Genomic DNA, 18077 nt, shown 5'->3' on the forward strand with positions numbered 1-18077 from the left:
ACAGAGACCTATTCGTAGCTTGGGCACCGTCGTTCCGCTGCGGTCCGTCGACCACCCGGACACACAGCGTCACGACGTACGGCGGTTGTACTGCAGCGGTACGGCGGCTACTGGGTCGGCTCGACGTGCGTCGGGTCGAGCACCCGGCGCAGGAACGTGCGGGTCCGCTCCTCCTTGGGGTCGCCGATCACGTCCGCGGGCGGGCCCTGCTCGACGATCACGCCGCCGTCCATGAACACCACCCGGTCCGCCACCTCGCGCGCGAACGCCATCTCGTGGGTGACGACGAGCATCGTCATCCCGTCGAGCGCGAGTTTGCGCATCACCGTGAGCACGTCGCCGACGAGCTCCGGGTCGAGGGCCGACGTCGGCTCGTCGAACAGCATCAGCGCCGGGTCCATCGACAGCGCGCGGGCGATCGCGACCCGCTGCTGCTGGCCGCCGGACAACTGCGCCGGGTACGCGTCGATCTTCTCGCTCAGCCCGACCCGCTCCAGGTTCGCGCGGGCGACCTTGCCGGCCTCCTCCGCGGACCGCTTCAGAACGGTGCGCTGGGCAACGGTGCAGTTGGCCAGCGCGGACAGGTGCGGGAACAGGTTGAACTGCTGGAACACCATGCCGATCTGCTGCCGGGCCGCGTCCAGGTGACAGTCCGGATCGGTGATGTCCTCGCCGCGGACGATCACCTGCCCCTCCTGCGGGGCCTCCAGCAGGTTCACGCAGCGCAGCAGCGTGGACTTGCCGGACCCGGACGGGCCGATCACGCACACCACCTCGCCCTGCTCGACGGTGAAGTCGATCCCGCGCAGGACGTGGTTGCTGCCGAAGGACTTGTGGAGGTTCTTGATCTCTACCAGTGCCATTTAGCGCGTCCTCGCCGTTCGTGCCTCGAGCCGGCGGGCCAGGATGCCCAGCGGCAGGGTGATGAGCAGGTAGCAGAACCCGCAGACCACGATCGGCGTCAGGTTCGAGTACGTGTTGGCCAGGTCGCGGCCGAAGCCGGTCAGCTCGTACCCGTCCGCGGCGACGCCGATCATGAACACCAGCGAGGAGTCCTTGACCAGCAGGATCAGGTCGTTGGTCAGCGGCGGGAGCACGATCCGGAACGCCTGCGGCAGCACGATCTTGCGCATCGCCAGCCCGGCCGGCATGCCGAGCGACCGGGCCGCCTCGACCTGTCCCTTCGGTACCGCCTGGATGCCGGCCCGGATCACCTCGGCCATGTACGCCGAGGCCACGATGCCGAGCGCCAGCCACACCACGCCGTACGGGTCCCAGGGGATCGTCATCCCCGGAAACGCCAGCGGCAGCAGGCTGAACGCGATGAACACCACGATCGCGGGCAGGCCGCGGAAGAACTCGATGTACGCCGTCGCGATCCACCGGTACGGGCCGACCTGGCTGAGCTTCATCAGCGCCAGCAGCGTGCCGCCCGCGAGCCCGATCACGAACGCGCCGGCGGTGTACTCGAGCGTCTTCACCAGCGCCTGGAGGACACCGTCCTGGAACGTCGACTTGATGAACTCGGGCTTGAAGAACACGCTGACGATCTGGCCCCAATTCGCGCTGAACGCGGCGACCAGGACCAGGACGACGAGCACGGCGTACTGGATCCAGCGGGAGCGCTGGGCCCGCTGCCGCGGGCTCAGCCCCTTCCGCTCAACGTCTTGCGTCGATGTGCTCACTTCGTCGGCTCAACCCCGAACCACTTCTTGTAGATCTCGTTGTACTTGCCGTCCGACTTTGCCTTGGTCAGCAGTTCGTTGAACTTGGTCACCAGCTTCGGGCCGCTGCCGTCCTTGAGCGCGCCGAACCCGTACTGCTCGCCGGTGTTGAACTCGGCGACGACCGCCATGTCCGGGTTCTCCTTGACGAAGTCGTACAGCACGCCGTTGTCGTTGATCGCGGCGTCGACCCGGCCGGACTTCACGTTGTTCTCCTGCAGCGCGAGGTCGTTGAACGGGATCACCGTGTACCCGTTGGCCGCCGCGTTGTCGTCGGCGTACTTCTTGCCGGTGGTGTCGGCCTGCGCGCCGAGCTTCTTGCCCCGCAGGTCCGCCAGCGACTTGATGCCGGAGTCCTTCTTGGTCATCAGCACCTGGGTGGCGTCCATGTACGGCTCGGTGATGCTGATCGCGGCCTGGCGCTCCTTGGTGATCGTCATCGCGCCCATGCCCATGTCGCACTTCTTCGCCTGGAACGCGGCGCCCGAGGTGACCTGGGCCCACTCGATGTTGACGACCTCCTGCTCCAGGCCGAGATCCTTGGCGACCAGGTCGAGCAGGTCCACGTCGAAGCCGACGACCTTGGTGCCGTCCTTGTACTGGAAGGGCTTGTACGGCAGGTGCGTGCAGATGGTCAGCTTGCCGGGCTTGACCAGCGTGATGCCGGCCGCCTTGGCCTTGTCCTCGGAACCTCCGCCGCCGTCCGAGCCGCCGCCACAGGCGGCCAGTGTGAGCGCGAGCACGGCGGCCGAGGCGACTGCCTGCACCCGGCGCTTGCGGAGAGTGGGGACGATGTTCATCGCGAAATCTCCTCGACAGGGGTTGTGAATCCCCGGCATCCTGGCACACGTCGGGAGGATGTGGGGCCTCTCACAGCAGACCAGTGAGGCATGTGGTTTACTCGTTGCCGACGGGTGACCCCCTGGCAACGGCGCCGTTCGACGCACCCTCATCGAACGCCCACCATCACAAATTCCGCTCGAGATTCCTTGAAGGGTCCCCGCATGGTCGCCCAACCTGTTGAGTCGTCCGTTCCCACTGATCCCCACGCCGGCGACGCCGTCTTCGAACTGCATCGCGGCGGCAAGATCGAGGTCACGTCCTCGGTGCACGTCCGGGACGCCGACGACCTCTCGAAGGCGTACACCCCCGGCGTCGCCCGGGTCTGCACCGCGATCGCCGAAGACCCGTCGCTGGTCCGGCGGTACACGTGGAAGTCCAACGTCGTCGCGGTCGTCACCGACGGCACTGCCGTCCTCGGCCTCGGCGACATCGGCCCGGCCGCGTCGCTGCCGGTGATGGAGGGCAAGGCGCTGCTGTTCAAGGAGTTCGGCGGCGTCGACTCGGTGCCGATCGCGCTGGACTGCACCGACGTGGACGAGTTCGTCGAGACGGTCGCGCGGATGGCGCCGACGTTCGGCGGGATCAACCTCGAGGACATCTCCGCGCCGCGCTGCTTCGAGATCGAGCGCAGGCTGAAGGAGCGGCTCGACATCCCGGTCTTCCACGACGACCAGCACGGTACGGCGGTCGTCGTCCTCGCGGCGCTGCGCAACGCCTTGCGGGTCACGGGGAAGTCGATCTCGGACATCCGGGTCGTGATCTCGGGTGCGGGTGCGGCCGGGGTCGCGTGTGCGCGGATCCTGCTGCAGGCGGGCGTGGGCGATCTCGCCGTCGTGGACAGCAAGGGTGTCCTGCACGAGGACCGCCCCGACCTGAACCCGGTGAAGCTGTCGCTCGCCCGGGACACCAACACCGGCGGCCTGTCCGGCCGGCTGGTCGACGCGCTCGTCGGCGCGGACCTCTTCCTCGGCGTCTCCGGCGGCACGGTCCCCGAGGAGGCCGTCGCTCAAATGGCCGACGACGCGATGATCTTCGCCCTGGCGAACCCGAACCCCGAGGTCCACCCCGACATCGCCCACCGCCACGCCGCCGTCGTCGCCACCGGCCGCTCCGACTTCCCCAACCAGATCAACAACGTCCTGGCCTTCCCCGGCATCTTCCGCGGCGCCTTCGACGCCAACGCGTCCCGCATCACCGAAGGCATGAAACTCGCCGCCGCCGACGCCTTGGCAGCCCTGATCTCTCCGGAAGACGTACGCCCCGACTACATCATCCCGTCCCCCTTCGACCCCCGAGTAGCCCCCGCCGTAGCCGAAGCAGTCGCATCCGCCGCCCACACCGACGGAGTAGCCCGCCCGGCCTGACCCAATTTCCCTGGTCCACCAGCGCCGTTGGGGGTTTGTCACCCTGGTTCTGGGTGACAAACCCCCAAGCTCCCTGGCCGGCCAGGCAAATGCGGTGGGGGCGGCGGCGTGGTGAGGTCGGACACTGACGGTGGGGGGACCAGCGCCTAAGGTGGTTCGCATGCTTGCTGCTTATGCCGCCAAGTTCGATGCTGAGAACCCGACTGCCGCCTTGGAGGTGGGGGAGCGGCCTGAGCCGACCGTGCCTGAGGGGTGGGTGACCATCGACGTCAAGGCGACCGCGCTCAACCATCACGACCTGTGGTCGCTGAAGGGGGTCGGGCTGGCTGAGCAGAGTCTGCCGATGATCCTCGGATGCGACGCGGCGGGGGTGGACCCGGACGGGAACGAGGTTGTCGTCCATGCGGTGGTCTCGGACCCGGCGTGGAAGGGCGACGAGACGCTCGACCCGAAGCGGTCGCTGCTCAGTGAGCGGTACCAGGGAACCCTCGCCCAGAAGGTCGCCGTACCTGCGCGCAACGTCGTACCGAAGCCGGCCGGGATGAGCTTCGAGCAGGCCGCATGCCTGCCGACGGCCTGGCTGACGGCGTACCGGATGCTGTTCACGCAGTCGGGTCTGAAGCCCGGCGACACGGTGCTCGTGCAGGGCGCCGGCGGTGGTGTCGCGACCGCGCTGATCACGCTGGCGCGAGCCGCGGGGATCCGGGTCTGGGCGACCAGCCGGGACGAGGCCAAGCGGGCGAAGGCGCTGGAGATCGGCGCGCACGACGCGTTCGAGTCCGGGGCGCGGCTGCCGGAGCGGGTCGACGCCGTGATGGAGACGGTCGGGCAAGCCACCTGGTCGCACTCGCTGAAGTCGCTGAAGCAGGGCGGCACGCTGGTGATCTCCGGCGCGACGAGCGGTCAGGCGCCGAAGTCGGCCGAGCTGAACCGGATCTTCTTCCTGCAGTTGCGGGTGCAGGGCTCCACGATGGGGACCCGGACCGAGCTGGCCGAGCTGGTGCAGTTCATGGCGAACGCCGGGATCGCCCCGCACATCGACTCGGTCCTGCCGCTCGCCGAGGCGCGCACCGGCTTCGAGAAGATGAACGCGGGCGACGTGTTCGGCAAGATCGTCTTTACTGTCTGAGTGCAACCCGAGATCAGGCCGGCCACGGTCGACGACGCCGAGGCCGGCGCGTGGTGCCATCTGTTGTGCTGGCGGGAGGCGTACGCCGGTCTCGTGCCGGCCGATCTGCTGCTCGAGCGCACCTCGGACATCGAACGCCGGATCGAGCGCTGGTCGACCCGGCTCGCTGACGGCGCCGATCGCTGGATCGCCCTCAACCCGGATCCCGCCGCGCCGATCCAGGACCGTGTGGCCGGGTTCATCGGTACCGGTCCGGGGCGCGACGACGACGCGCCGCTGCCGTTCGAGCTGGAGGCGATCTACACCCGGCGGGCGTTCTGGCGGACCGGACTCGGCGGCCGGCTGCTCGACGTTGCCGTGGGCAAGCAGCCGGCGTTCCTCTGGGTCTTCGAGGGCAACGAGCAGGCCCGGACGTTCTACCAGCGCCACGGCTTCGAGCCGGACGGCACCGGCAAGCACGACCCGTACTTCGACCTCCACGAGATCCGACTGGTACGCCGTTAGTGCCACCGGCACCGTTGTGACACCAAAAGCGGATGACGTTTCACGGCTGAAACATTCGCGTCGCACCGAGGCAATGCGCCGGGGTCACTCTGTTCCTACCGATCCGCCCGATCGATGAGGAGCAGGGGAGCCCATGAGGCCTACTTTGACGGTGATCGTTGACCCGGCCGACAACTGGATGACGAAGGCCGCGTGTGTCGGACAGGCGCCGTCGTACGACGAGAACGCCAGCCAGTGGGAGCAGCGCAAGGCGCAGGCGCTCTGCCTGACGTCGTGCCCGGTGATCGACGAATGCCGGGAATGGGCCCGCCGGACGAAGTTCACCGGCACCGCCGCCGGCGAGAAGTTCCTCTCCGGCCGCCGCCGCGGCCGCCCCGGCCCTCAGGAACGCCGCAGCCGCCCCACGATCATCACCGAACAGCAGGCGAGCTAGCGCCTCTCCCGAAACGATCGGTTCCTGACGCGTCGCCCCGGGCATGAGCTGAGCCGGACCAATTGAGGGGTTGACCCCTGAGCTGGCCGGTTGTCATCCCGGCATGCGAGGCGCCAACCGGCCATCTGAGGGGTCAACCCCTCAGGGCCACTGGCCGTCGCGGTGTGGGCCCAGCAACGGCTGGGCCGGGCAACCCAGGCGCTGCCCAACGGCTACCGCGGTCTGCCACTGCCACAGTCCTGGCCGGACCAATAGTCAGTACGGCGTTCGAAGGTGTCAGCCGATCGGGAGCCATGCGGCGCGGATATCTTCGGGGGATAGGGTCGCAGCCAGGGACTCGTCAACCATGCGGCGTTCGGTGATGTGTTGCTCCTGAACGCGAGCCCGGAGGGCGCTTTCGGCTGCCTCCAGCAGCGGTATCAAGCGGAATTTCCACCGTCCGCCTTCTCGGTAGAAGGTGAAGGAGAGCGGGCTCTCCTTGCCGTCCAGCTTCATAGATATTGTGCCGATGTCGCCGGAGACCTCGATCGTACCCGCGGACAAACGCTCCACGGCCGCGGCATCGAGTTGCCCTCGCCGCACCGCATGAGTAGCCAACTGAGTCGTCGACCAACTCCGGATGCTCTCTTTCGGGACCGTCGTCCGCAGGAAGATCACGGCCAGTTGGTCACTCATCCTGGCTCGCCTGAGATACGTCTCTGGTGCGGTCAAGGCCAGCTTCCTGATCGCTGCGAAATACTCGAGGCTCTCCGCCGTCAGCGAAGCCGCCACCATCTTGCCGTCCTTCGCCAGCAGGGCCTGACGATAGGAGGAGAACGCCTGCGCCACAGCGGCTTTGTCCGCAGCCGAACCAGAAACAGTCGACTGCGGCGTTGGCGTCGGCTCTGCGCGCTCCTCACCGGAACAGGCAACCAGCGCGACACACAGGACTCCGGCCGTAGCCAACTGACCCACAAACCGCTCAGGCACCCGAGCCTCCCCAGATAGCGTCCCACCGCCACAACCAGCAGCCGAGGATCCACATTGATAGGCCCCGTCGGACTCGGACCGGCAGACCCAGTTCAAAGCTGCGCGCAACGCTACAGCGTCTGTCTCCGGCCGCCACTACCAGCCTTCGCACAGCAACTGCCATCCGAGTACGTCGCGCTGCTGGCCGACCTCCCACATCTCGTGACCCTGGACGTCGAGGGCTTCGGCCAGGTGGTCTGCCACGGCACACCACGCGATCACGGCGACAGGATCTCCGGAGCAGGGCGGACGGGAGCGCCAAGAGATGGAGCGCTGTCGATGAGATGCCGAGATGATGTCTCCATGAACAGCAACCCCGGGTGGTGGCGCGGACAGTCACCGCCCGGTCAGGCCCGGGACGTCGCGCCGGCCGACATGCTTGTCTCAGGACCGGTGACGTCGATCGATCTGGACGCGATCGCACCCCGTGGTGGGCTTCGCGGCGTGCACTTCTTCCAGGCGGCCGTTTCAGGGGTCGAACTGTGGCTCAATGACATCAGTCTTGTGGTCGAGTGGTCCGAGTTTGACAACTGCCACTTCCGACAGCGCGTCCGGCCCGTGTTGAACGAGTACGGCGTTGCGGCCCAAGGCTCGTTCGCGAACAGACCGGCCGTCTACCGGGACTGCACCTTCGAGCGCGTCCGGTTCAAGATCCTCGGCGGTTTCGACACCGGTGCAGGCCGCTTCGAGAACTGCACGTTCGTCAACTGCCGATGGGAGGGCCACTTCGGCTATGACGCCGACCTCATCGACTGCAGGTTCGTCGGACGCATGAACGGCTGCGTGTGGGGCGGGACTGGTCTGAAGGAAGACTCCCGGGGCCAAGGGAGGCGCAACGTGATCACCGGCAACGACTTCACCGAGGTCACGTTCACCGACAACGTGGGCTGGCGGCGCGACTTCCCGGTCGCCTATCAGGTCTGGCCCGACGGCTTCGTCCCGGTCGTCGATGGCGTTGGCATTGACAGCTGACGGCGTCGCGAGCAGGCTCAGCCTCTTGCGACGGCGCTGACGCGTAGGCCGAGCCATTGATCGGCATTCCATGCCTCGAAGCGCTCCATCTCGGCGAAACCGAGTTTCGCGGCGAGGCGCATCGAGGCGACGTTGGCGGTCTGCGTGGTTAGCACCACCGGCTCGCCGGGAAGTACGCCGTCGAGCCAGCCGAGCGCGGCCGCGCAGGCCTCGGCGGCGTACCCGAATCCCCAAGCCTGCGGCAGGAACAGGTAGCCGAGATCGGCCTTGCCCGTGGCGGCCGGCCGGCGGTGGGTGGTGGCTCTCCTGAGCAGGATCCAGCCGATCATCGCCCCGTCGAGTTCGACGACGAAACTGCCGGGCCAGCGCTGCGGCACGTCGGGCAGTTCGCGCTCGAGTTCGGCGCGCGGGCGGGGGCCGCCGACGTACGCGTTCACTTCCGGCGACGCGAGCAACTCGATGAACGCCGTACGATCCCGAGCCTCCGGCTCGCGCAGCACGAGCCGCTCGGTCTTGATCGGCTCAGGCGGCCAGGGCACGTGCTCCAGTGGTTCCACCGGTGCACGCTAACAAAGCAGGCTCAGACCTTGACGAGTTCGTCGGCGCGCTCGGCCGCGGCGAGCTCCTCGGTGCTGCGGAACGGGGCCATGATCGTCCGCACCAGGTGGTCCCGGTTGTGGACGGCCGCGCCGATCGCGAGCACCAGGTAGACCGCGCAGATCACGTAGCGCCCGCTCTGACCGGGTACGGCGAACTGGACCGCGAACAGCCCGAGCAACGTCCACGCCGCCCAGCGGGGGAAGCGCAGGCTCAGCAGGATCGCGATGCCGAGCAGGGTCTGCGTGGCGGTCAGCAGGAACTCCTCGATCTGCCGCCCGTCGAGGTGCAGCGCGGGGCCGCCGCCACCGAGCCCGTACGCGATCGGCAGGCTCCCGATCAGCAGCGTCCACTGGTTCACCTTGGCGGAGATCAGCAGCCCCAGCGCCGCGGCGCCCTTGCCGCGCCACGCGAACAGCAGCGCGACGATGAACTCCGGCGCCTCGGACGCCAGCGGCGCCAGCCACTGGACCAGCAGGAACTGGTCGATGCCGAGCGCCTGCCCGCCCGCGACCAGCGAGTCCGCGAACGGCTCGGCCGCGGCGAGAATCACCCCGGCCGACACCACGAACATGCTCGCCACCACGATCCGTCGCGTGGTCGTGGGCAGTGCCCCGATCGTCGCCGCCGGCCCGATCAGGTCCGGCTCGTCGTCGTGCTCCGACGTCGCCGCCCGGAACAGGTAATAGGCGAAGAACGCGAGCAGCAGCAGCCCGAGCACCAGATGGATCTCACCGGTCACCGGGATCACGAACGCGACCACACCGGCGACTGCGAGGAAGCCCAGCTCACGCCGGTACCCGGTCTCGAGGACGAGAGCCTTGACCGAGCGCCCGCTGCGCCGCGAAGCGACGTACAGGCTGATCAGGACGACGCTGGACCAGCCGAGGCCGAGCAGCAACCGGTTCGAGCCGGTCATGTTGGCGGCGGCGTACTGCACGTAGTCCGGGTTGGTGCCCGCGGTGTGCGCGAAGTACAGGTCCACCGCGTACTCCGGGAGGACCGCGATGACCGCGAGCAGAGCGATCGCCAGACCGCCCGAGATGTCCATCTCCGCCGCCTCCGCGGCCCAGGCCAGCACGAACGAGGCGGCGACCACGGCGAGACCGAAGATCAGCATCGAGGCCAGTGCCGGGGGATGGGTGCCGGTGAGCCGCAGGACGACCGCGGGGATCGCCACCGCGAGCAGCAACAGCACAGGGCGGGCGGCTCGGAACATGGTTCCAGCTTGCCGTAGTTTCGATACTTTCGCAATTGCGAAAGTATGAGACCGTCGTCACCACGGCACGCCGGACTGCCCGGAGACCGGTCCAGCGGTCACAATGACAGCGCGATGACGAACCCTGAACCGACGAAGGCGCAGCTCGAATCCGCCGCGGGCACCTTCGCCATGCTCTCCGCTCCGGTCCGGCTGCACCTGGTGTCGCTGGCCGCCCAAGGGGAGTACGACGTCGGCACCCTGGCGGACCGGGTCGGCGTCAGTATCGCCACCGCCAGCCAGCACCTCGGCAAGCTCCGCCTGGCGGGCATCATCACCGCCCGCCGCGAGGGCCGTCGGCACATCTACACCGTCGACGACCCGCACGTCCTGAACCTGGTCGACCAGATCTTCGAACACATCGCCCCCGACGGCACCTTGGCCCCTGACCCACCACGTCGCACCCGGCCGCCGCACACGGACTAGAGCACGTGCCGAAGGTAACGCTCCGGTGCCTGTAGGTACGCCTTCCAGTTCTGTACGAGTTCCAGGTCGGACCACGTCGTACGCCGGATGCCCCACTCGCCCACCTCGAGGATGGTCGCGCCCGGCAGGGCTGCGATCACCGGTGAATGCGTCGCGCACAAGACTTGCGAGCCGGACTCGGCCAGGCGTTGCAGTACGCCGACCACGGCGAGGCTGCTGGAGAACGAGAGGGCGGACTCGGGCTCGTCGAGGCAGTAGAAGCCCTGCCGGGTGAAGCGGTCGTTGATGAGGGTCAGGAAGCTCTCGCCGTGGCTCAGCTCGTGGAAGACCGGGTCCGGTGGGCCGGCGGTCTTCGGGTTCTGCTCCAGGTATGTGTAGAAGCCGTGCATCGTCTCGGCGCGCAGGAAGAAGCCCGCCCGCTTGGCGCCGACGCCGCGGGTGACCTGGAGGTCGTCGGCGAGGGACGACTCCGTGGCGCGGGTGCTGAGGCGGGCGCCGGTGGAGCCGCCCTCGGGGGACAGGCCGAAGGCGACGGCGATGGCCTCGACCAGCGTGGACTTGCCGGCGCCGTTCTCGCCGACCAGGAAGGTGACGCCCGGGTCGAGGTCCAATCCGTCCGTCAGCAGGTGCCGGACGGCCGGAATCGTGTGTGGCCAGCGGCCGGACGCGCGAATGCCCTCCGCCGCCGCGACCCGGCGTACGGGGTGCGTGGCGAAGGGCATCCACTCAGGTTAGTCGTCCTCGTCGTCCAGGCGGGCGAGCCAGGTGGCGAAGCGCTCGATCGGCGTCTCGAACTCCGGGTTCAGGTCGACGAACTCACGCAGCCGCTCGGCGACGAAGGCGAGGGAGACCTCTTCCTCGCCCCGGCGCTTCTCGAGCTCCTCGATCCCGCGGTCGGTGAAGTACACGTCAGCTGAACGCCTGCTTCAGCAGCGTCGCCTGCTCGGTGCCGTGGACACCGTGCGAGCCGACCGCCGGGGCGGACATGGCCGGCCGGGACACCCGGTAGAACGGCTTGCCGCCCAGGTGCTCGGTCAGGTTCAGCGCCATGAACGGCCACGGACCCTGGTTCGCCGGCTCGTCCTGGACCCAGCGAATCTCGGTCGCGTTCGGGTACTTCGCGAGCTCGGCGACGACCTCGTCCGCGGGCAGCGGGTAGAGCTGCTCGACCCGGAGGATCGCGGTGCTGATCTTGTCCGGCTCGACCTTCTTCCGCTCGGCGAGCAGGTCGTACACGATCCGGCCCGAGGCCAGGATGACCCGCTCGACGGCGCCCGCGTTCGCCTCGGCCTCGGCGTCGCCGATGACCGGCCGGAAGGTGCCGTGGGTCAGCTCCTCCGGCTGCGACACCGCCTCCTTGCGCCGCAGCAGCTGCTTCGGCGTGAAGACGATCATCGGGACGTGCTCCTCGCCGAGCGTGTGCCGACGGAGCAGGTGGAAGTACGACGCCGGGGTCGACGGCTGCGCGACGGTCATCGCGTCCTCGGCGCACAGCTGCAGGAACCGCTCGATCCGGGCCGAGGTGTGGTCCGGGCCCTGGCCCTCGTAGCCGTGCGGCAGCAGCAGTACGACGCCGGACTTCTGGCCCCACTTCGCCTCACCGGACGAGATGTACTCGTCGATGACCGACTGGGCGCCGTTCACGAAGTCGCCGAACTGCGCCTCCCAGAGCACCAGCGCCTCCGGCCGCGCCACCGAGTAGCCGTACTCGAAGCCGAGCGCGGCGTACTCACTGAGCAGCGAGTCGTAGACGTAGAAGTTGCCCTGGTTCTCCTCGTCCAGGTGCTGCAGCGGGACGTGGTCCTGCCCGTTGACCCGGTCGATGACGGCGGCGAACCGCTGCACGAACGTGCCGCGGCGGCTGTCCTGACCGGCCAGCCGGACCGGGCGACCGTCGAGCAGCAGCGAGCCGAAGGCGGTGATCTCCGCGCTGGCCCAGTCGAGCGGGCCCTCGGTGATCGCGTGCGCCCGGCGCTGCAGCTGCGGCTGCACCTTCGGGTGCACGGTGAAGCCTTCCGGCAGCGTCGTGTACGCGTCGGCGATCTTCTTCAGCGTCTCGACGCTGATCGCGGTCGCGTCCGGGCCCTCCGGCTTGTCCGGGTACACCGGGACGGTGACGTACGGCGCCGGCGTGTCGGGCTCGTTCTTCGCGTCCCGGACCTCGGCGAACACCCGCTCGAGGCGCTGCTGGAAGTCCTGCATCGCCTGCTCGGCCTCTTCGATCGTGATGTCGCCACGACCGATCAGGGCCTCGGTGTAGAGCTTGCGGACCGAGCGCTTCTGCTCGATCAGGTCGTACATCAGCGGCTGGGTGAAGCTCGGGTCGTCACCCTCGTTGTGACCGCGGCGGCGGTAGCAGACCAGGTCGATGACGACGTCCTTGTTGAACGCCTGGCGGTACTCGAAGGCCAGGTCCGCGACCCGGATGCAGGCCTCGGGGTCGTCGCCGTTGACGTGGAAGATCGGCGCCTGCACCATCCGTGCGACGTCGGTGGAGTACATCGACGAGCGGGACGAGGCCGGCGAGGTGGTGAAGCCGACCTGGTTGTTCACGATCACGTGGATCGTGCCGCCGGTGCGGTAGCCGCGCAGCTGGGACAGGTTCAGCGTCTCGGCCACGACACCCTGGCCGGCGAAGGCCGCGTCACCGTGGACGAGCACCGGCAGCACCGGGAACGCGGCGCCGCGGTCCAGGATGTCCTGCTTGGCCCGGACGATGCCCTCGAGCACCGGGTCGACGGTCTCCAGGTGCGACGGGTTCGCCGCCACCGAGACCTTGATCTTGTCGCCGAACTCGGAGACGAACTCGCCCTCGGCGCCCAGGTGGTACTTGACGTCGCCGGAGCCCTGCACGGTCCGCGGGTCGATGTTGCCCTCGAACTCGCGGAAGATCTGGCCGTACGACTTGCCGACGATGTTCGCCAGCACGTTCAGCCGGCCGCGGTGCGCCATCCCGATCGCGACCTCGTCCAGCCCGGCGCCGGCCGCCTCCTCGCAGAGCTCGTCGAGCAGCGGGATCGTGGTCTCCGCGCCCTCGAGCGAGAACCGGCGCTGACCGACGTACTTGGTCTGCAGGAAGGTCTCGAACGCCTCGGCCTCGTTCAGCTTGGCCAGGATCCGCAGCTGCTCCTCGCGCGGTGGCTTGGTGTGCGGGCGCTCGACCCGCTCCTGGATCCACTTGCGCTGCTCGGGGTCCTGGATGTGCATGTACTCGATACCGGTGGTCCGGCAGTACGAGTCGCGGAGGATGCCGAGGATCTCGCGCAGCTTCATGAACCGCCGGTCGCCGCCGCCGAACGAGCCGGTGGCGAACTCGCGGTCCAGGTCCCACAGCGTCAGGCCGTGAGTGGCGACGTCCAGGTCCGGGTGGCTGCGCTGCTTGTACTCCAGCGGGTCGGTGTCGGCCATGATGTGGCCGCGCACCCGGAACGCGTGGATCAGCTCGAGGATCCGGGCCTGCTTGCTGATGTCCTCCTCGTGGCTGTGCGGGAGGTCGGCGGCCCAGCGGATCGGCTCGTAGGGGATCCGCAGCGACTGGAAGATCTCGTCGTAGAAGCCCTCGCCGCCGAGCAGCAGCTGGTGCAGCCGGCGCAGGAACTCGCCCGACTGGGCACCCTGGATGATCCGGTGGTCGTACGTCGAGGTCAGCGTCATCACCTTGCTGACCGCGAGCTTGGCCATCGTCTCGTCGGCGGCGCCCTGGTACTCCGGCGGGTACTCCATCGCGCCGACGCCGATGATGCAGCCCTGGCCGGTCATCAGCCGCGGCACCGAGTGCTGGGTGCCGATCGTGCCCGGGTTGGTCAGGCTGATCGTGGTGCCCTGGAAGTCCGGCAGCGCGAGCTTGTTGTCCCGGGCCCGGCGGACGATGTCCTCGTAGGCCATCCAGAAGTCCGCGAAGGTCATCTCCTCGGCGGCCTTGATCGACGGCACCAGCAGCTGCCGGGTGCCGTCCGGCTTCTGCATGTCGATGGCCAGGCCGAGGTTGATGTGCGCCGGGTGCACCAGGGTCGGCTTGCCGTCGGTCTCGTCGTACGACGCGTTCATGTCCGGCAGCGTCTTCAGGGCCTTGACCAGCGCCCAGCCGATCAGGTGCGTGAAGGACACCTTGCCGCCGCGGGCGCGCTTGAGGTGGTTGTTGATGACGATGCGGTTGTCGATCAGCAGCTTGACCGGCACCTGCCGCACGCTCGTCGCCGTGGGGACCGTGAGGCTGGTCTCCATGTTCTGAGCGGTCCGCGCCGGGGCTCCGCGCAGGATCAGCCGCTCGGCGTCCGAGCTGGTCGCGGGAGCGGGCTTGGGCTGGGCCTTGGGCGGCTGGTTCACCTTGCCTCCGGTCGGGGCGCCGGACCGGGCCGGTGCTTGCTTGGCTGCGGGCTGCTGCTGGGGTGCGGCCTGGGCAGCGGCCGGCGCCGGCGTGGAGGGCTGCTTCGCGGCGGTCGTCGCGGCCGGAGCGCTCGAGGCGGGCGCTGCGGCAGCGGTGCCGCGGCTCGGCGCCTCAGGGGTCTTGTTGTCGGACACCGCGTCCGGCCGGGGAGCGTCGGCCGGGGTGGTCGTCACCGGCGTCGCGTCACCTGGCCTGTACGTCTTGAAGAAGTCCAACCACGCCGGATCCACCGACTTCGGGTCCTGCAGGTACTTCTCGTACAACTCGTCGACCAGCCATTCGTTCGCACCGAAGGCTGCTAGGGGATTGGTGTCTGATGGCTCGGTGGCCACTTGGCAGTTCGCCTCTTCCGATTTCGGGTCCGGTACCACGGGTTGGTCATGCTGATGTTATGGGTGGTGCCCCAAGCAAAGGCTAATAGCACGCGGACCACTTCCACAGCCGGGGACCACCGGACCAGTGTGTCGAGTGGTCGGGCCCCGGCGAGCGGATCTGCCGACGCCTGAAACACTGCTCATAAAGGTGTTTCAGGCCACACGCCGTCCGCTCACGTCCGGCCGGAGCGGACAGTGACGGCCGCGGTTGCGGGACGCCTTGCAGAGGTGGCTTTCCGGCGTTCGTCCGAGCTGTCCCGGGTAGGGCGGGCTGAGCGTGGCTGGCCACTGTATGCAGTTGTCCACTCGCGACCCGTGACGATCAGGACCGCGCAGAAGTGTGGTCAACGTCACGTGCGAAATCAGTCCAGTTGGGGATGATTGGCCTTCATCGGTTCGCGAGCCGCCGGACCAGCTTCAGCCCGGACCAGGTGCTGTCGACCGCGCAGACCTTCACGTCGACGACGTCGAGCGGGAGTGCGAGCTCGCGGATCCCGTTCTCGTCCAGGTCGGTGGGCACGCCGGACGAGCGCTTCGGCCACACCGCCCAGATCATCCCGGCGGTCGCGGTCCGCTCGAGCAGCACCGGGAGGCGCCGGGTGAGCCGGGCCCGGTCCGGGCAGAACATCAGCACGACGTCGTACGACGGCCGGGTGGGCCGGCGCGCGACCGACGTACCGGCCGGCAGCCCGTCGAGGACGAAACCGGCCGGCGCGTTGTCGAGCAGGACCAGGTGCTCCGGCTTGATCCCGAGCTTGGCAGCCAGCGGCTTGCCGGAGTAACCGGGTGTCGCGCTCATGCCGGGATGGTAGTCACCTGCTCGTCGAGCGTGCGCAGCTCCGGGACGGCGTGGGCACCGGAGACGGTCGCGGACAGCGGGGTCTGCCAGATCTTCCGCAGGACCCCGACGAAGGCGGTAGCGTCGTCTCGGGTGTCGAAGTCGAGGTCGATGTGGACCGTGCCTGGATCGTCCACCGGCCGGCTGACCCGGTAGGCGCGGACGTGGTGGTCGCGGCGGGCGCGGTCGTAGCGGTCGAAGGCCGCCTTCCACGCGTCGTAGTCGTCGATGGTGTTCTCGATGTGCAGTGTGATCATGCGATCAGCGTGATCCGCGGGGCGCGGCCGTCCCATCCCCGATCCTGGGGATCTTTCGTACGCTCACGGTGTGCGGGATCGGGTGCTGCGACTGTGTTCCGGCACGCTCGACGCGAAGGAGTTGCGCGAGCGGGCGCTGATCGAGCTGCGCCGTACGGTGCCGTTCGGCGCCCACGTCTGGACGCTCACCGACCCGGTCACCCGCGTGGGCACGTCGCCGCTGGCCGACATCCCGGGGCTGTCCTGGCCGGAGCTTCCCGCCCTCGTCCGGGCGCGGTACCTGAGCGAAGGCACGCGCTGGACGGACCTGACCGGCACCTGCGTGGCGACTTGGCGCCATACAGCAGAGGTACTGACGGCAGTGTTCGCCGACCGGTTCGGATGCTGGGCCTGGCTGGACCTGTGGCGCACGACCGGGCCGCCCTTCACCTCTGGCGAACGCGACCTGATCGCGGCCGTGGTTCCGGCCCTGACCGCAGCCCTCCGGAAGGCGCAGGCAAGAACCTTCGCGATCGCTCCGTCGACGGCTCCTCCCGCGGCGCCGGCGGTTCTCGTGCTGGGCGCCGACTTCCAGGTTCAGGTCGGTACGCCGGCGGCTCGTGAGGCGCTTCATCGGCTGAACCCGCCGGACGATCCCGCCGTCGTCGAGCAGGCGATCCCGGCTGCGGCGTACAACCTGGCGGCTGCTCTCGTCGCGGCCGAGAACGGCGTACCGGTCGGGCCGCCGTGGTCGCGGGTGCATCTCGGCGCGGGTCGGTGGGTCACGCTCCGCGCGGCCCGGACCGCGCCCGACGACGGCATCGCGGTCACCATCGAGGAATCCACCCCGGCCGAACGGCTCGAGGTCTTCGCCCTCGCCCACGGCCTGACACCGCGCGAACGCGAAGTCCTGGCCGAGCTCGTCACCGGCACGGACTCCCGGCACCTGGCCCGGCGCCTGGTCCTGTCCGAACACACGGTCAACGACCACATCAAAGCCATCCTGGCCAAAACCGGCGCTCCGACCCGCCCCACGCTGCTCGCCCGGGTCGCCGGAACCGGGTGAACCGCCCCCTGCGAGGGCATACTGACGAAATGGCGTTGACGGATGAGGCGATCGTCAAGATCAAGGGGATGATCACCTCGGGGGAACTGGGACCCGGCGACCGGCTGCCGAAGGAGGCGGATCTCGCCGCCCGGCTGGGGCTGTCGCGGAACTCGCTGCGGGAAGCGGTGAAGGCACTGACGCTCGTCAACGTGCTGGACGTCCGGCACGGCGACGGCACGTACGTGACGAGTCTCGACTCGGCGCACCTGCTGGACGCGCTGAACTTCATGGTCGACCTGCACCGCGACGACTCGGTCCTGCAGTTCTTCGAGGTACGGCGGTTACTCGAGCCCGGTGTCGCCGCGCTGGCCGCGACCCGGATCACCGCGGAGCAGGTCACCGAGCTGCGACTGCTGACCAGCGACCTGGCGCCGGACGCCTCGGTCGAGGAACTGGTGGCGAACGACCTGCAGTTCCATCGCGGGATCGCCGAGGCGACCGGCAACCAGGTGGTCTGCTCGCTGCTGGACGGCATCTCCGGCGCGACCCAGCGGGCCCGGATCTGGCGCGGCGTCACCCAGGCCGGCGCGGTCGAACGCACGCTGGCCGAACACGCCGCGATCCTGGACGCGATCGAGATCCGCGACGCCGAGGCCGCCCGCGCCTGGATGACCGCCCACATCGCCGGCGTCGAGACCTGGTTGCGCAAGGCGCCATGACCGGCGAGCCGCCGCCGCCGCGCAGCGCGTTGACGCTGCGCATCGTGCTGGCGGCCTTCGGCCTGTGCCTGTGGATCGCGGCGACCGTCCTGGCCGCCGTCTTCGAGCTGCCGACCGGGTGGGTGGTCGCGTTCGGCGCGCTCGCGGTCGTGGCCGCCGTCGACCTGTTGATCGTTGCCCGGCGCAAGCTTCACGAAAACGGTTGATCGCGGCGGCC

At 68.8% G+C, this 18077-nt stretch carries 20 protein-coding genes; 9 read left to right on the forward strand and 11 right to left on the reverse strand.

All coding sequences use genetic code 11. The annotated features are described in order from the left end of the window. Nucleotides 1-107: 107 nt before the first annotated feature. Genes ACWEOO_RS26695 through ACWEOO_RS26705 form a run of 3 tightly spaced genes read right to left on the reverse strand, consistent with a single transcriptional unit; the run spans nucleotide 108 to nucleotide 2524 of the window. Nucleotides 108-863 (reverse strand): amino acid ABC transporter ATP-binding protein, encoded by a 756-nt coding sequence (locus ACWEOO_RS26695; protein ID WP_452145350.1) that lies wholly within the window; start codon nucleotides 861-863, stop codon nucleotides 108-110. Next, nucleotides 864-1685 carry an amino acid ABC transporter permease gene (locus ACWEOO_RS26700; RefSeq protein ID WP_359925240.1) on the reverse strand — a complete coding sequence of 274 codons (822 nt, stop codon included), beginning with the start codon at nucleotides 1683-1685 and terminating at the stop codon, nucleotides 864-866. Further along, the gene (locus ACWEOO_RS26705) at nucleotides 1682-2524 is read right to left on the reverse strand and encodes an ABC transporter substrate-binding protein (RefSeq protein ID WP_452145351.1); all 843 of its coding nucleotides are present in this window, start codon (nucleotides 2522-2524) and stop codon (nucleotides 1682-1684) included. The genes ACWEOO_RS26700 and ACWEOO_RS26705 overlap by 4 nt, the downstream gene beginning before the upstream one ends. A 204-nt stretch (nucleotides 2525-2728) precedes the next feature. Here ACWEOO_RS26705 and ACWEOO_RS26710 point away from each other — a divergent pair, with 204 nt between their 5' ends. The 4 genes from ACWEOO_RS26710 to ACWEOO_RS26725 all read left to right on the forward strand — a co-directional run bounded on the left by ACWEOO_RS26710 (nucleotide 2729) and on the right by ACWEOO_RS26725 (nucleotide 5997). Beyond that, nucleotides 2729-3931 carry an NAD(P)-dependent malic enzyme gene (locus tag ACWEOO_RS26710; protein WP_359925235.1) on the forward strand — a complete coding sequence of 401 codons (1203 nt, stop codon included), beginning with the start codon at nucleotides 2729-2731 and terminating at the stop codon, nucleotides 3929-3931. 160 nt (nucleotides 3932-4091) lie between these two features. Continuing rightward, nucleotides 4092-5060, forward strand: coding sequence for a zinc-binding dehydrogenase (locus tag ACWEOO_RS26715; RefSeq protein ID WP_452145352.1), 969 nt, complete (start codon nucleotides 4092-4094; stop codon nucleotides 5058-5060). Beyond that, nucleotides 5061-5564, forward strand: a complete 504-nt coding sequence (locus tag ACWEOO_RS26720; protein WP_452145353.1) for an N-acetyltransferase family protein — start codon at nucleotides 5061-5063, stop codon at nucleotides 5562-5564. A 133-nt stretch (nucleotides 5565-5697) separates the two neighbouring features. Beyond that, nucleotides 5698-5997: a WhiB family transcriptional regulator gene (locus tag ACWEOO_RS26725; RefSeq protein WP_363716717.1), complete on the forward strand. Its 300-nt coding sequence runs from the start codon at nucleotides 5698-5700 to the stop codon at nucleotides 5995-5997. Between the two features lie 276 nt (nucleotides 5998-6273). Here ACWEOO_RS26725 and ACWEOO_RS26730 read toward each other — a convergent pair whose 3' ends face one another. Next, nucleotides 6274-6966 (reverse strand): hypothetical protein, encoded by a 693-nt coding sequence (locus ACWEOO_RS26730; protein WP_452145354.1) that lies wholly within the window; start codon nucleotides 6964-6966, stop codon nucleotides 6274-6276. Nucleotides 6967-7308: 342 nt separating this feature from the next. Between ACWEOO_RS26730 and ACWEOO_RS26735 the strand changes: the two genes are divergently transcribed. After that, a complete protein-coding gene (locus ACWEOO_RS26735) occupies nucleotides 7309-7977 on the forward strand; it encodes a hypothetical protein (RefSeq protein ID WP_452145355.1) in 669 nt (222 codons plus the stop codon). Nucleotides 7978-7994: 17 nt separating this feature from the next. On the opposite strand, the gene ACWEOO_RS26740 is transcribed toward ACWEOO_RS26735, so the two are convergent. Then, entirely contained in the window at nucleotides 7995-8534 is a 540-nt protein-coding gene (locus ACWEOO_RS26740) for a GNAT family N-acetyltransferase (RefSeq protein WP_452145356.1), read from the reverse strand. Between the two features lie 23 nt (nucleotides 8535-8557). Further along, nucleotides 8558-9793 carry a sodium:proton exchanger gene (locus tag ACWEOO_RS26745; protein WP_452145357.1) on the reverse strand — a complete coding sequence of 412 codons (1236 nt, stop codon included), beginning with the start codon at nucleotides 9791-9793 and terminating at the stop codon, nucleotides 8558-8560. A gap of 114 nt (nucleotides 9794-9907) precedes the next feature. Between ACWEOO_RS26745 and ACWEOO_RS26750 the strand changes: the two genes are divergently transcribed. Continuing rightward, on the forward strand, nucleotides 9908-10258 hold the full coding sequence (locus tag ACWEOO_RS26750) for an ArsR/SmtB family transcription factor (protein ID WP_359925220.1): 351 nt from the start codon (nucleotides 9908-9910) through the stop codon (nucleotides 10256-10258). Here ACWEOO_RS26750 and ACWEOO_RS26755 read toward each other — a convergent pair. The 5 genes from ACWEOO_RS26755 to ACWEOO_RS26775 all read right to left on the reverse strand — a co-directional run bounded on the left by ACWEOO_RS26755 (nucleotide 10255) and on the right by ACWEOO_RS26775 (nucleotide 16114). Next, entirely contained in the window at nucleotides 10255-10980 is a 726-nt protein-coding gene (locus ACWEOO_RS26755) for an AAA family ATPase (RefSeq protein WP_452145358.1), read from the reverse strand. The two genes, ACWEOO_RS26750 and ACWEOO_RS26755, sit on opposite strands and share 4 nt — an antisense overlap. Before the next feature lie 9 nt (nucleotides 10981-10989). Continuing rightward, entirely contained in the window at nucleotides 10990-11166 is a 177-nt protein-coding gene (locus ACWEOO_RS26760; protein WP_355476126.1) for a DUF6104 family protein, read from the reverse strand. A gap of 1 nt (nucleotide 11167) precedes the next feature. Next, the gene (locus ACWEOO_RS26765; RefSeq protein WP_452145359.1) at nucleotides 11168-14977 is read right to left on the reverse strand and encodes a multifunctional oxoglutarate decarboxylase/oxoglutarate dehydrogenase thiamine pyrophosphate-binding subunit/dihydrolipoyllysine-residue succinyltransferase subunit; all 3810 of its coding nucleotides are present in this window, start codon (nucleotides 14975-14977) and stop codon (nucleotides 11168-11170) included. A gap of 430 nt (nucleotides 14978-15407) precedes the next feature. Next, the gene (locus tag ACWEOO_RS26770) at nucleotides 15408-15818 is read right to left on the reverse strand and encodes a DUF3052 domain-containing protein (protein WP_452145360.1); all 411 of its coding nucleotides are present in this window, start codon (nucleotides 15816-15818) and stop codon (nucleotides 15408-15410) included. Then, nucleotides 15815-16114, reverse strand: coding sequence for a hypothetical protein (locus ACWEOO_RS26775; RefSeq protein WP_452145361.1), 300 nt, complete (start codon nucleotides 16112-16114; stop codon nucleotides 15815-15817). The genes ACWEOO_RS26770 and ACWEOO_RS26775 overlap by 4 nt, the downstream gene beginning before the upstream one ends. A gap of 70 nt (nucleotides 16115-16184) precedes the next feature. On the opposite strand from ACWEOO_RS26775, the gene ACWEOO_RS26780 reads away from it, so the two are divergent. Genes ACWEOO_RS26780 through ACWEOO_RS26790 form a run of 3 tightly spaced genes read left to right on the forward strand, consistent with a single transcriptional unit; the run spans nucleotide 16185 to nucleotide 18066 of the window. Continuing rightward, the gene (locus ACWEOO_RS26780; protein WP_452145362.1) at nucleotides 16185-17159 is read left to right on the forward strand and encodes a LuxR C-terminal-related transcriptional regulator; all 975 of its coding nucleotides are present in this window, start codon (nucleotides 16185-16187) and stop codon (nucleotides 17157-17159) included. A gap of 29 nt (nucleotides 17160-17188) precedes the next feature. Then, nucleotides 17189-17860, forward strand: coding sequence for a FadR/GntR family transcriptional regulator (locus ACWEOO_RS26785; protein WP_355698868.1), 672 nt, complete (start codon nucleotides 17189-17191; stop codon nucleotides 17858-17860). Continuing rightward, nucleotides 17857-18066: a DUF6343 family protein gene (locus tag ACWEOO_RS26790; protein WP_452145363.1), complete on the forward strand. Its 210-nt coding sequence runs from the start codon at nucleotides 17857-17859 to the stop codon at nucleotides 18064-18066. Before ACWEOO_RS26785 ends, ACWEOO_RS26790 begins: the two co-directional genes overlap by 4 nt. Nucleotides 18067-18077: the final 11 nt, after the last annotated feature.

The sequence above is a fragment of the Kribbella sp. NPDC004138 genome (genome assembly GCF_053603655.1).

Coding starts and splice junctions, on each gene's coding strand:
- ACWEOO_RS26695 (WP_452145350.1), bottom strand. CDS start 863: ATGGCACTGGTAGAGATCAAGAACCTCCACAAGTCCTTCGGCAGCAAC.
- ACWEOO_RS26705 (WP_452145351.1), bottom strand. CDS start 2,524: ATGAACATCGTCCCCACTCTCCGCAAGCGCCGGGTGCAGGCAGTCGCC.
- ACWEOO_RS26710 (WP_359925235.1), top strand. CDS start 2,729: ATGGTCGCCCAACCTGTTGAGTCGTCCGTTCCCACTGATCCCCACGCC.
- ACWEOO_RS26715 (WP_452145352.1), top strand. CDS start 4,092: ATGCTTGCTGCTTATGCCGCCAAGTTCGATGCTGAGAACCCGACTGCC.
- ACWEOO_RS26725 (WP_363716717.1), top strand. CDS start 5,698: ATGAGGCCTACTTTGACGGTGATCGTTGACCCGGCCGACAACTGGATG.
- ACWEOO_RS26735 (WP_452145355.1), top strand. CDS start 7,309: ATGAACAGCAACCCCGGGTGGTGGCGCGGACAGTCACCGCCCGGTCAG.
- ACWEOO_RS26745 (WP_452145357.1), bottom strand. CDS start 9,793: ATGTTCCGAGCCGCCCGCCCTGTGCTGTTGCTGCTCGCGGTGGCGATC.
- ACWEOO_RS26750 (WP_359925220.1), top strand. CDS start 9,908: ATGACGAACCCTGAACCGACGAAGGCGCAGCTCGAATCCGCCGCGGGC.
- ACWEOO_RS26755 (WP_452145358.1), bottom strand. CDS start 10,980: ATGCCCTTCGCCACGCACCCCGTACGCCGGGTCGCGGCGGCGGAGGGC.
- ACWEOO_RS26770 (WP_452145360.1), bottom strand. CDS start 15,818: ATGAGCGCGACACCCGGTTACTCCGGCAAGCCGCTGGCTGCCAAGCTC.
- ACWEOO_RS26775 (WP_452145361.1), bottom strand. CDS start 16,114: ATGATCACACTGCACATCGAGAACACCATCGACGACTACGACGCGTGG.
- ACWEOO_RS26785 (WP_355698868.1), top strand. CDS start 17,189: ATGGCGTTGACGGATGAGGCGATCGTCAAGATCAAGGGGATGATCACC.
- ACWEOO_RS26790 (WP_452145363.1), top strand. CDS start 17,857: ATGACCGGCGAGCCGCCGCCGCCGCGCAGCGCGTTGACGCTGCGCATC.